The sequence below is a fragment of the Myxococcales bacterium genome (assembly GCA_022184915.1).
Taxonomy (GTDB): domain Bacteria; phylum Myxococcota_A; class Polyangia; order Fen-1088; family Fen-1088; genus JAGTJU01.
In genome coordinates, this window is sequence record JAGTJU010000008.1 from 133,093 (window position 1) to 145,781 (window position 12,689).

At 61.2% G+C, this 12,689-nt stretch carries 5 protein-coding genes, 2 tRNA genes, 2 rRNA genes and 2 other annotated features; of the genes, 5 read left to right on the plus strand and 4 right to left on the minus strand.

The genetic code is table 11. The features are described from left to right. Positions 1-3 precede the first annotated feature (3 nt). From tssF to KA712_24160, 4 genes are all read left to right on the plus strand, one after another. Positions 4-1,881, plus strand: a complete 1,878-nt coding sequence (gene tssF, locus KA712_24145) for a type VI secretion system baseplate subunit TssF (protein MCG5056059.1) — start codon at positions 4-6, stop codon at positions 1,879-1,881. Beyond that, on the plus strand, positions 1,845-2,888 hold the full coding sequence (gene tssG / locus KA712_24150; GenBank protein MCG5056060.1) for a type VI secretion system baseplate subunit TssG: 1,044 nt from the start codon (positions 1,845-1,847) through the stop codon (positions 2,886-2,888). The genes tssF and tssG overlap by 37 nt, the downstream gene beginning before the upstream one ends. Positions 2,889-2,924: 36 nt before the next feature. After that, complete coding sequence (tssH, locus tag KA712_24155; GenBank protein ID MCG5056061.1) at positions 2,925-5,657, plus strand: type VI secretion system ATPase TssH; 2,733 nt, start codon at positions 2,925-2,927, stop codon at positions 5,655-5,657. Positions 5,658-5,921: 264 nt separating this feature from the next. Next, positions 5,922-6,998 carry a class I SAM-dependent methyltransferase gene (locus tag KA712_24160; GenBank protein ID MCG5056062.1) on the plus strand — a complete coding sequence of 359 codons (1,077 nt, stop codon included), beginning with the start codon at positions 5,922-5,924 and terminating at the stop codon, positions 6,996-6,998. Between the two features lie 217 nt (positions 6,999-7,215). Here KA712_24160 and rrf read toward each other — a convergent pair. The 4 genes from rrf to KA712_24180 form a co-directional block, all read right to left on the minus strand. Continuing rightward, positions 7,216-7,332: ribosomal RNA gene (gene rrf, locus KA712_24165) — 5S ribosomal RNA — on the minus strand. Between the two features lie 231 nt (positions 7,333-7,563). After that, positions 7,564-10,523 (minus strand): 23S ribosomal RNA (locus KA712_24170). Positions 10,524-10,805: 282 nt separating this feature from the next. Beyond that, a tRNA-Ala gene (locus KA712_24175) sits at positions 10,806-10,878 on the minus strand. Between the two features lie 39 nt (positions 10,879-10,917). Continuing rightward, a tRNA-Ile gene (locus tag KA712_24180) sits at positions 10,918-10,991 on the minus strand. 173 nt (positions 10,992-11,164) lie between these two features. After that, positions 11,165-11,299 (minus strand) — a sequence feature (16S ribosomal RNA rRNA prediction is too short). A 12-nt stretch (positions 11,300-11,311) separates the two neighbouring features. Then, positions 11,312-11,749: a sequence feature (16S ribosomal RNA rRNA prediction is too short), on the minus strand. A 91-nt stretch (positions 11,750-11,840) separates the two neighbouring features. Between KA712_24180 and KA712_24185 the strand changes: the two genes are divergently transcribed. Further along, the coding region (locus KA712_24185; protein MCG5056063.1) for an efflux RND transporter permease subunit at positions 11,841-12,689 on the plus strand (849 nt) is incomplete at its 3' end.

A 12,689-nucleotide genomic window follows, 5' to 3' on the forward strand; every position in this document is an offset into this window, starting at 1 on the left:
TCCATGGATCCCAGGCTCCTACGTCAATACAACCGCGAACTGCAGCATGTCCGCGAGATGGGGGGCGAGTTCGCCGCAGCCTTTCCAAAGATCGCGGGTCGCCTGGGTCTTGACACCTTCGAGTGTTCGGACCCCTATGTCGAACGCCTCCTCGAGGCCTTCGCCTTCCTGGCGGCCCGGGTTCAGCTGCGCATCGACTCGGAGTTTCCCCGGTTCACGCAGCATCTGCTCGAGATGGTGTACCCCCACTACCTCGCACCCACGCCATCGATGCTCGTGGCCGAGTTCGGTCCCAACCACGGGGAGGGCGCGCTCGTCGAAGGCTTCCGAGTCCCCCGCGGCTCGAGCTTCCGCAGCAGGACCACCCGCGACGAGCCCACGCCCTGCCGCTACCTCACTGGCCAGGACCTCACGCTGTGGCCCCTCACGCTCGAAGAGGTCGAGTACAGCGGCTTTCTCGGCGGCCTCTCCGGTCTGCCCTCATCGCTCATCGGAAAAGCAAGGGCGATCGTCCGCCTGCGCCTGCGCACCACAGGCAACGTCCGGTTCCGCGACCTCAAACTCGATCGGCTCCCCGTCTTCATCAAGGGCGGAGGAGAGCTCGGCATGCGGCTTTATGAGCAGCTCATGGCCCGGGTGAACGCCGTCATCATCGCCCCGCCCGGCCGTCCGCCCGTTTGGCGCGAGATCCTGGACGACCACCCCATCGAACCCGTCGGCTTCACGGACGACGAAGCCCTGCTTCCCTACGGCACCCGATCTTTTCAGGGCTACCGTCTCCTTCAGGAGTACTTCGCTTTCCCGAACCGTTTCCTTTCGTTTGCGCTCTCGGGCTTGCAGCCAGCTCTTCGCCGCGCCGACACGAGCGAGCTCGACGTTCACATCGTACTCAACCAGCGCGACGATGCCCTCGAAGGCGTGGTGGACAAGTCCCGCATGGCGCTCTTCTGCGTGCCGGCGGTGAACCTGTTTCCGCACAAAGCCGATCGCATTCACCTCAACGACGTCGACAGCGAATACCATATCGTCCCCGATCGCACGCGCCCCTTCGACTTCGAGGTTCACACCGTGACCGACGTCCTGGGTTTCGGGGCCAGCGTCACGGAAAAACGCCGCTTCCTGCCGCTCTACGCCCCCCTCGAGAGCCGCGAGGGGTCCGTCGAGCCCGCCTACTTCACCCTGGAGCGCCAACCCCGCTTGCTCTCGGAAAGGCAACGCGCGCAGGGGCCCCGCTCGAAGTACGTGGGCAGCGAGGTCTTTCTTTCGCTCGTGGACGGCAAGGAGGGCCCCTATAAATCCGATCTCAAGCAGTTGGCGGTCGATGTGCTCTGCACGAACCGCGACCTGCCCCTGCACATGCCGCTCGGCCAGGGCGAGTCCGACTTCATCTTGGAGACCGGCGCTCCGGTATCGTCCGTACGCTGCGTGGCCGGCCCGACCCCGCCGCGGGAATCCCACGCCCACGGCGATACGGCGTGGCGGCTCATCAGCCACCTGTCCTTCAACTACCTGTCCCTCACGCACGCCGATCCCACCCAGGGGGCCGGTGTGCTGCGCGAGTTCTTGCGCCTCTACGGTGACTTCGCCGACAACAGCGTCAAGAAGCAGATCGAAGGCGTACGAGGTCTGTCCGCCGAGGCGATCACCCGCAGGCTGCCCTTGGCAGGGCCCACCGTCTTCGGCCGGGGAGTCGAGATGCGCGTGACCCTCGACGAGGCCGCCTTCGAAGGCTCGGGCACCTTCTTGCTCGGACAAGTTTTGGCCCGCTTCTTCGCACGCTTCGTCTCCGTGAACTCCTTCACCGAAACCGTGCTTTCCACCCCTCAACGGGGCGAGGTGAACCGATGGCCGGTGACCCTGGGACTTCGACCGATTCTCTAGGTTTTCTCGACCGGCTGGAGCGTGAGCCGAGCGCCTTCGATTTTTTCCAGGCACTCCGGCGGATCGAATGCCAGTTTCGCGACAAACCGCGCCTGGGCTCGGCGGCTCGTCCCGCGGACGAGCCCCTCCGCATCGGCCAAGATCCCACCTTGACCTTCGCAGCGTCCTCCCTGGCCAGCTTCAAGCCTCCCCAGGACGGGCGTCCCGGACGCCTCTCGGTGCTCTTTCAGGGCTTCTTCGGGCCGAACGGTCCTCTGCCGCTTCACCTCACCGAGTACGCTCGCGACCGCCTTCGTAACGCCGGCGACCCCACCTTCGCCCGGTTTGCCGACGTTTTCCATCATCGCCTGCTCCTGCTTTTCTACCGCGCTTGGGCGCAAGCCCGTCCCGTGGTGGCCCACGATCGCCCCGAGTCGGATCGCTTCGCCACCTACGTGGGATCGCTCTTTGGTGGCGTGCCCGTGGGCGCTCATGCGGGGCACGGCCTCGACCACGCAACGAAGCTCTTCTTTGCGGGGCACCTCTCCGGGCAAACGAAAAACCCCGAGAGCCTCGCCGCGCTCCTGCGCAACGCCCTCGGCGTGCCCGCCCAGATCGAAGAGTTCGTGGGCGAGTGGGTTCAGCTCCCTGCCGAGGCCCGGTGGCGTCTCGGACGCTCGTCGCAACCCGGCTACCTCGGACAGAGCGCCACCCTGGGGGCGCGGGCGTGGATGGTTCAGCACAAGTTCCGGGTCGTCTTGGGCCCGCTCGAGCCTGGCGCCCAGCGGGCGTTCCAGCCCGGCGGCCCGCTGCTCACCCGGGTCTCCCAGCTGGTCGCGAGCTACGTGGGGGACGAATGGCGATGGGATCTGAAACTCAAGCTCAAGCAAGCCGAAGCCACGCGCCTCGGTCAATCGGGTCACCTCGCCTGGTCTGCGTTCCTGACGCAGCCCGGAGCGGCTGATGACAACAGCTTGGTGCTCGAACCACAACGACAGGCTTCTGCGGGCGCGCACATGGGCGTATAACCTGCACCTGAATCCAACCTAAGACGGGAGAGAGCGATGTCGGAGATCAGCCGGGTTTCCCTTTTCGGGAAGCTCAACAGCCTTGGCTACCGTGCGATCGAGAGCGCCACGGTTTTCTGCAAGATGCGGGGCAACCCCTACGTCGAGCTCGTGCACTGGTTTCACCAGATCCTGCAGCTGAACGATTCGGATGTGCACAAGATCGTGCGCCACTTTCAGCTCAACCCCTCGCGGCTCGCGACGGAGTTTACCGAATCGCTCGACAGGCTCCCCCGCGGGGCTTCGTCGATCTCGGACCTCTCGTCCCATCTCGAGGAGGCCGTCGAACGCGCCTGGGTGTATGGCAGCCTGATGTTCAAGGACGCGCAGGTTCGCACCGGCCACCTGATCGTCGGGATCCTCAAGACCCCCAGCCTCCGCAACGGGCTGCTTGGCATCTCGCGCGAGTTCGAAAAGATCAAGCTCGACGCCTTGACCGACCAGTTCGACCAAATCGTCACTGGCTCGCCCGAAGACGGGCTCCGCGCACAAGACGGCACGCAGATGGGGGGCGGTGCTGGCCCCGGTGAGGCCAGCGGTGCGATGGCCCCGGCCCAAATGGGCAAACAAGAGGCGCTCAAACGCTTCGCCGTCGACCTGACTGAACGCGCCCACAAAGGCGAGCTCGACCCCGTGCTCGGGCGCGACGAAGAGATTCGTCAGATCGTCGACATCCTGATGCGGCGCCGACAGAACAACCCCATTCTCACGGGCGAAGCGGGCGTGGGAAAGACCGCCGTGGTCGAGGGCTTCGCTCTTCGCATCGCCCGCGGGGACGTGCCACCCATGCTCAAAGATGTCTCGCTCTACTCGCTCGACATCGGCCTTCTCCAGGCCGGCGCCAGCATGAAGGGCGAGTTCGAGAACCGCCTGCGCCAGGTCATCGACGAGGTCCAGTCTTCACCCAAGCCCATCATTCTCTTCATCGACGAGGCCCACACCCTCATCGGTGCAGGCGGGGCGGCCGGTACGGGTGACGCTGCCAATTTGCTCAAGCCCGCGCTGGCGCGAGGCAAGCTGCGGACGATCGCAGCCACCACCTGGGCGGAGTACAAAAAGCACATCGAGAAGGATCCAGCCCTCACGCGTCGCTTCCAGGTGGTTCAAGTCCACGAACCCTCCGAGGACAAGGCCCTCCTCATGATGCGGGGTGTGGCGTCGACACTCGAAAAACATCACAAGGTCCAGGTGCTGGACGAAGCGCTCGAGGCTTCGGTCAAGCTCTCGCATCGGTATATCCCGGCGCGCCAGCTTCCCGACAAGTCCGTGAGCCTGCTCGACACCGCATGCGCCCGCGTGGCCGTGAGCCAGCACGCCGTTCCGGCGGAAGTGGAAGACAGCCGCCGTCGCATCGATGCTCTCACCACCGAACTCGAGATCATCGGCCGCGAACGCGCCATCGGCGTGAACGTGGGCAAGCGTGAAACGACAGCACAGGAATCATTGACCGCCGAAAAAGAGCGACTAACCGGGCTCGAGGAGCGCTGGAAAGCGGAGAAGGACTTGGTCGAGCAGATCTTGGCCATACGTCGGACCCTGCGAGGCGAAAAGGGCAAGGTCGAGGGCACCGCAAGCGCGCTCGAGGCCAGTGCCGACGCCAGCGCCGCCGTTCAACATGCCGCCGGCCCCGCAGGCACCGAGCGCGAGTCGCTGCTTGCAAGGCTTCAAGGGCTCCTCGGCGAATTGGAGACGCTGCAAGGGGATCGTCCCCTCATTCTCCCGAGCGTCGACAGCCAAGCCGTGGCATCGGTCGTCGCCGATTGGACCGGCATTCCCGTCGGCCGTATGGTGAAAAACGAGGTAGAGGCCGTGCTCAAGCTGGCCGACACCCTCAACCAGCGCGTCATCGGGCAGCGCCACGGCCTCGAGATGATCGCCAAGCGCATTCAAACCTCGCGCGCCGGCCTCGAGAATCCGAACAAACCGATCGGCGTGTTCATGCTCGTGGGCCCATCCGGCGTCGGAAAGACCGAGACCGCCCTCGCGCTGGCCGAGTCTCTCTATGGGGGTGAGCAAAACCTCATCACCATCAACATGAGCGAGTTTCAGGAAGCCCACACGGTGTCCACCCTCAAGGGCGCCCCTCCCGGGTACGTCGGCTACGGCGAGGGTGGTGTTCTCACGGAGGCCGTACGACGCCGCCCGTACAGCGTGGTGCTTTTGGACGAGGTGGAAAAAGCCCACACCGATGTGCACGAGATCTTCTTCCAGGTGTTCGATAAAGGTTGGATGGAAGACGGTGAGGGGCGCCTCATCGACTTCAAGAACACGTTGATCCTGCTCACCTCGAACGTGGGCAGCGACCTCATCATGAACCTGTGCAAAGACCCAGACCTCATGCCCGACGCCGAGGGCATGGCTCAAGCGCTGCGCGCCCCCCTCTTGAAGACCTTCCCGGCCGCACTTCTCGGCCGCATCGTGACCATCCCCTACTACCCGCTGAGTGACGAGATGATGGGCAACATCATCCGGCTGCAGCTGTCTCGTATCCAAAAGCGGGTCGCTGCCAATCACGGTGTTCCGTTCTCATTCGAGGACGCCGTGGTGGATCTCATCCGCAGCCGCTGTACGGAGCTCGAAAGCGGCGGGCGGATGATCGACGCCATCGTGACCAACACCATGCTGCCCCGGATCAGCCAAGAGATCTTGAGCCGCATGATGCAGGGGCGCCAGGTTGGGCGTATCCACATCACCACCGCTGACAGCGAATTCGACTACGCATTCGACTGAGCCTTGCGAGGGCCTCCTCCCCCGCGATGGGCCTTCCGGTGCCGGCGCGGCCCCATTCACTAGGGGGCCGGCCGGTCCCCGCGAACCAGCGGTCGTTCCGGTCCTCTCGAGGGCAGTTTCAGCTCTCGCAGCGTGACGCAGCGCCTTGTGGCGGACGGCTGGCCATGCTAGCGAGCCGAACCCGGGCCAAGGCGCAAGGCTTCTGCAGCCGCCTGCCTTGGCGTCTCTGGCGCATGCCGCACTGTTCGTGTTAGCAACGAAGACATGGCGCCCAAAAATGCCCGAAAGGGCCCTCGTGAAACGAACCACTCCGTGCTCCGGCAGGCCATGATTCGGCGGCTGCCGCGCAGGGTCGCCGCATCGGGACGAATGTTTTTTCCAGCGGTGCCCTCCCTGGCGGACCACTACGCGGAGGTCATGCACAAAACGTTTGCCGTCCTGGGTCGCTACTTCAACCGAGACGAGACGAACCGAATCCGCGAGCTCCTGAAAAAGAAGGCTGACGAGGCCTTCGCCCAATCCCCCTACGCCCGCCTCGTCGTCGACTACCACACCGACGATCCTCCCGCGACCTCATTGACCTACAAGATTTCGATCGAGGAAAGCTCCGTCGAAGCAGAGTACGAGCGCTGGACGAAGAGTCGGACGCCCCCACTTTTCGGAACCCATCCAGACGCCAAAGTGATGAACCTGGCGCGGTCTTTGGGGGAACCTGCCGCTGTGCCTGTGCTCGACGTCGGCGCGGGGACTGGACGCAACAGTCTACCGCTCGCACGTGAGGGATTTCCCGTCGATGCCGTCGAGTTGGCGCCAGCGTTGGTGGAAATCCTCGCCCGCGACGCGAACGCGGAGAGTCTGCCCGTTCGCATCGTCCAGGGCGACGCGGTCTCAGGACAACTCGACCTCCGCAAAAGCCACTACAAGCTCGTTTTCCTGTCTGAAGTGATCGCCTCGCACATCCGTGACGTGCCCTCCTGTCGCACGATTTTCGAGGAAGCGGCGGCCGCGCTGGCGCCCGGCGGTCTTCTCGCCTTCAACGCCTTCATGGCCACGCCCGCTTACTTCCCCGATCCCCTTACGCGAGAGCTGTCACAGGTTTTCTGGTGCGTCGCGTTCACACAGAAAGACATGAAGGCCGCAATGGAGGGTTTGCCCTTCGAGCTCATCTCCGACGAGGCCTGCCTCGAGTTCGAGCGAGAGCACTTGAAGGATGAGCAGTGGCCCCCCACTGGGTGGTTCGAGGATTGGGCTCAGGGTCAGGATCTCTTCGACATTCCTGACGGCAAGTCGCCCCTCGAGCTTCGCTGGTTGGTCTATCGGAAGACCTCGGGCGAGCCGTGATGGTGGACTTCGCCGACCTCCACGGGACTGGCTGAGAAGCCTCCGGCAGCGATGAGCACATCCCTGGGCTCGTCGGCCGCGTCTCGTCCCTCTTCCCCGCGCCGTAGGCGCGGGGGAGAGGGCCCGGGAGAGGGGGCCTGCTGAGCAGCAACATGCGTTTGGCGCTTCGAAAAGCGAAACGCCCCAGACATAGGTCTGGGGCGTTTCAACGAAATAGCTCTGGCGGCGACTTACTCTCCCACAGAGTGTCCCCTGCAGTACCATCAGCCCAGGAGGCCTTAACTTCCGAGTTCGGGATGGGATCGGGTGTAACCCCTCCGGTATGACCGCCAGAAAATCTTAGTGACTCGAGAACAGAAACGCGATTCACACGTTGTTCGTGTCAGGAATCGAGGCCCGCTCTCATTCACAGAGCTTCGGGCTCGACCTTTATTGCAGACGACGTCGCATATTCTGTAGACCAGGACACCCGCTTGGGTGTCCAAGCCTTACATTGCCTCTTCGTGCGCTGGCTTCCAGCTTTTCAACTGAACACCAGACCAAGCCGTAAGAGGTAGAAAATAAGGCGGTCAAGCCTCACGACCAATTAGTACCGGTCAGCTCCGCGCTTTGCAGCGCTTCCACACCCGGCCTATCAACCTCGTCGTCTTCGAGGGGTCTTTAGGGACTTGCGTCCGGGATTCCTTATCTTGAGGTCGGCTTCCCGCTTAGATGCTTTCAGCGGTTATCCGTTCCGAACATAGCTACCCGGCGATGCTTCTGGCGAAACAACCGGATCACCAGCGGTCCGTCCACCCGGGTCCTCTCGTACTACGGGCAGGGCCTCTCAAGAATCCTGCGCCCACGGCAGATAGGGACCAAACTGTCTCACGACGTTTTGAACCCAGCTCGCGTACCGCTTTAATTGGCGAACAGCCAAACCCTTGGGACCTACTTCAGCCCCAGGATGCGATGAGCCGACATCGAGGTGCCAAACCACGCCGTCGATGTGAACTCTTGGGCGTGATAAGCCTGTTATCCCCAGAGTACCTTTTATCCGATGAGCGATGGCCCTTCCATGCGGGACCACCGGATCACTATGACCTGCTTTCGCATCTGCTTGACTTGTTTGTCTCGCAGTCAAGCTCCCTTGTGCCATTACACTCGTCGACTGGTTTCCAATCAGTCTGAGGGAACCTTCGCGCGCCTCCGTTACTTTTTGGGAGGCGACCGCCCCAGTCAAACTGCCCACCAGGCATTGTCCCACACCCAGATAATGGGTGATGGTTAGAATTCCAGACTTAACAGGGTGGTATTTCACCAATGGCTCCACAAGGGCCGAAACCCCTGTCTCAAAGCCTCCCACCTATCCTACGCAATTAAGCCCGAAAGTCAGTGCCAAGCTACAGTAAAGGTTCATGGGGTCTTTCCGTCTTGCCGCAGGTAAAGGGTATCTTCACCCCTAGTGCTACTTCACTGAGTCCCATCCCGAGACAGTGGGGAAGTCGTTACGCCATTCGTGCAGGTCGGAACTTACCCGACAAGGAATTTCGCTACCTTAGGACCGTTATAGTTACGGCCGCCGTTTACTGGGGCTTCGGTTCGATGCTTCGATTGCTCTGACATCTCCCCTTAACCTTCCAGCACCGGGCAGGCGTCAGACCCTATACGTCGTCTTCCGACTTCGCAGAGTCCTGTGTTTTTGGTAAACAGTCGCTACCCCCGATTCTCTGCAACCAACTTCCGCTCCAGGCGTATGCCTTTCACGGACGCCGGCCTACCTTCTCCCGAAGTTACGGTAGTATTTTGCCGAGTTCCTTAGGATGGGTTCTCTCAAGCGCCTTGGAATATTCATCCCGCCCACCTGAGTTGGTTTGCGGTACGGACAGCACAGCGATTAACTCTTCCGGAGCTTTTCTTGGAAGCATGGGATCAACCAGTTCGTGAGCGCAAAGCGCTCTCCTCATCACCTCTCGGAGTTAACGCCCCCACGTTTGTCCCTGTCGGGTCCTATGGGAGCCTCCTACCGGCTTGAACCACTATCCATTATGTGGCTGGCCTACCCTTCTCCGTCCCTCCTGAAGAAATCATCCGCGCCGGTTCAGGAATATTAACCTGATTGCCATCAGCTACGCTTTTCAGCCTCGCCTTAGGTTCCGACTAACCCTGGGAAGATTAACTTTACCCAGGAACCCTTGGGCTTACGGCGAACGGGTTTTTCACCCGTTTTATCGCTACTCAAGCCTGCATTATCTCTTCCAAGCGCTCCAGCCGTCCTTACGGTCGACCTTCTCAGCCCTTGGAATGCTCGCCTACCGCTCGATTTCTCGAACCCGCAGCTTCGGTACCACACTTAAGCCCCGTTACATTTTCGGCGCAGGCTCGCTTGACCAGTGAGCTATTACGCTTTCTTTAAAAGATGGCTGCTTCTAAGCCAACCTCCTGGTTGTCTAAGCGTTCCCACATCCTTTACCACTTAGTGTGAATTTAGGGACCTTAGCTGGCGATCTGGGCTCTTTCCCTCTCGGCCACGGAACTTAGCTCCCGTAGCCTGGCTCCCAGGATAGATGTAATGGCATTCGGAGTTTCGTTGGGTTTGGTAGCCCGGTAAGGCCCCTAGCCCATCTAGTGCTCTACCTCCACTACAGAGTTTCCTGAGGACCTACCTAAATAGGTTTCGGCGAGAACCAGCTATCACCGAGTTTGATTAGCCTTTCACTCCGATCCACAGCTCATCCCCTGAATTTTCAACTTCAGTGAGTTCGGACCTCCACGAGGTATTACCCTCGCTTCATCCTGGCCATGGATAGATCACCCGGTTTCGGGTCTATGGCCGGCGACTATGGCGCCCATTTCAGACTTGCTTTCGCTACGGCTACGCCTAACGGCTTAACCTTGCCACCGAACATAACTCGCAGGCCCATTATGCAAAAGGTACGCTGTCGCACATTATCCGAAGATCATAGTGCTCCAACGGCTTGTAGACACACGGTTTCAGAATCTTTTCACTCCCCTAGCCGGGGTTCTTTTCACCTTTCCCTCATGGTACTAGTCCACTATCGGTCGTCAGGTAGTATTTAGCCTTGGAAGATGGTCCTCCCAGATTCCTGCAAGGTTTCTCGAGCCTCGCAGTACTCAGGTACCGTATAGAGGTCTCCGTCTTTTCGCTTACGGGGCTATCACCCGCTGTGGCCTGACTTTCCAGACAGTTCAGCTAAAACTCGGACTCTCACATTAACGGCCCTACAACCCCGGAACCAAATTGGTCCGGTTTAGGCTGTTCCCCGTTCGCTCGCCACTACTGAGGGAATCTCAATTGATTTCTACTCCTACGGGTACTTAGATGGTTCAGTTCCCCGCGTTCGCTTCCTAGGGCCTATGTATTCAGCCTAAGGATAATGGGATGTGACTCCCATTGGGTTTCCCCATTCGGAAATCCCCGGATCAACGCCTGCTTGCGGCTCCCCGAGGCTTATCGCAGCTAGCCACGTCCTTCATCGCCTCCTGACACCAAGGCATCCACCGTGTGCCCTTACTAGCTTGACCGCCAACCTGTTGTGCTGATCCGGGAAGAGCACTTGTCTCTTCGCAGATTCATCACGAATCGATTTGCGGTGCCAGAATTCGCGACACGCCGTCTACAATTTCAAGTCGAGACCGAAGCTCCAAGAAGGAAACCTTCGTCTCGATTCCTCAACGCATTTCTTTATCTCTCTCGAGTCACGCTTTCGCGTCTTCGTTGATATTCAGTTTTCAGAGATCCGTCTGCAACGTCCATACGAGCAGACTCTCGAAGTGTTCCCACTCATCGTGGGAACGAAACTTTTGTGGAGCGTAAGGGAATCGAACCCTTGACCCTCGGCTTGCAAAGCCGATGCTCTCCCAGCTGAGCTAACGCCCCGAAACAATCCTTGTACGGGGCTCACGAACTCACAAGCAGTGGGCCAGGAAAGACTTGAACTTTCGACCCCACGCTTATCAAGCGTGTGCTCTAACCAACTGAGCTACTGGCCCGAGTACGCGCAACTCGCCAGTTACGCGGCCCTTACACGCACTTTCAACACGCTCAAAGAACATGTCGGGCCCTCAAAGCTGAACAGCGAACTGAGAAACTTGAAACCAAGAGACTGACCTGAGATGAAGAGGGACCCGAGGGTCGCTCTTAAATCTCCAGAAAGGAGGTGATCCAGCCGCAGGTTCCCCTACGGCTACCTTGTTACGACTTCACCCCAGTTACCAGTCACTCCTTAAAGACCTGCCTCCCTTGCGGGTTAGCCCAGCCGTTTCTGGAGCAACTGACTCCCATGGTGTGACGGGCGGTGTGTACAAGGCCCGGGAACGTATTCACCCCTGCTTGCTGATCAGGGATTACTAGCGATTCCAACTTCATGCAGTCGAGTTGCAGACTGCAATCCGAACTGAGGCCGGTTTTTTGCGATTAGCTCCCCCTCGCGGGTTGGCGACGCATTGTACCGACCATTGTAGCACGTGTGTAGCCCTAGGCGTAAGGGCCATGAGGACTTGACGTCATCCCCACCTTCCTCCGGTTTAACACCGGCAGTCTCGTTAGAGTGCTCAGCCGAACTCGTTAGCAACTAACGACAGGGGTTGCGCTCGTTGCGGGACTTATGGAGGCGGCCGACGAGATCGGCATGGCGGTCATTGCGACCACCTTCACGCTGATCGCCGTGTTCCTGCCCACGGCCTTCATGAGCGGCGTGCCGGGCAAGTTCTTCGTGCAGTTCGGCTGGACGGCGGCCATCGCCGTGTTCTTCTCGCTGGTGGTGGCGCGGATGCTCACCCCGATGATGGCCGCCTACATGCTTCGCCCGCCGAAGAAGGAACCGACCGACGCGCGGGTGGATGAAGATCTACATGGTCTGGGCAGCCTGGTGCCTGAGGCACCGCGTGCTGACGATGCTGGGCGCCGCAGTGTTCTTCGTCGGGAGCTTCTCGCTGGTGCCCTTGCTGTCCACCGGCTTCATCCCGCCCGACGACCTGAGCCAGACCCAGGTCACGCTCAGGCTGCCTCCGGGCAGTACCTTCAAGCAGACACTGGCGGCGGCCGAGACGGCACGCGCACTGGTGGAGAAGAACCCGCACGTCAAGCTCATCTACACGGCGGTGGGCGGTGGGTCGACGGGCAGTGATCCCTTTGCAGGCGGGGGCGGCATAGCCGACGTCACCAAGGCCACGCTCACCCTCCAGATGACGCCTCGTGGCGAGCGCACCGGTATCAGCAAGCAGGACATCGAAGGCGAGTTGCGGCAGGCGCTGGAAGCCGTGCCCGGCGCTCGGGTGAACGTCGGCTTCGGCGGCAGCAGCGAGAAGTACGTGCTCGTGCTGGCCGGCGAGGACGGTCGCGTGCTGGCGGAGCATGCGCAGCTGGTCGAGCGGGAGCTCCGCACCATTCCGGGCATCGGTGCGGTGACCTCGACTTCGAGCCTGGTGCGCCCCGAGCTGGTGGTGCGACCCGATGCCGCGCGCGCGGCCGACCTGGGCGTGACCTCGGCCGCTATCGCCGACACCCTGCGCGTGGCCACGGCGGGCGACTACGACCAGGCGCTGGCCAAGCTGAACCTCGCGCAGCGCCAGGTGCCGGTGGTGGTGAAGCTGCGTGCCGATGCGCGCACCGACCTCGACCTCCTTGCGCGCCTGCCCGTGCCGGGTGCCCGAGGACCCGTGCCGCTGGGCAACGTCGCCACGCTGGCC

Coding starts and splice junctions, on each gene's coding strand:
- tssF (MCG5056059.1), top strand. CDS start 4: ATGGATCCCAGGCTCCTACGTCAATACAACCGCGAACTGCAGCATGTC.
- tssG (MCG5056060.1), top strand. CDS start 1,845: ATGGCCGGTGACCCTGGGACTTCGACCGATTCTCTAGGTTTTCTCGAC.
- KA712_24160 (MCG5056062.1), top strand. CDS start 5,922: ATGGCGCCCAAAAATGCCCGAAAGGGCCCTCGTGAAACGAACCACTCC.
- tssH (MCG5056061.1), top strand. CDS start 2,925: ATGTCGGAGATCAGCCGGGTTTCCCTTTTCGGGAAGCTCAACAGCCTT.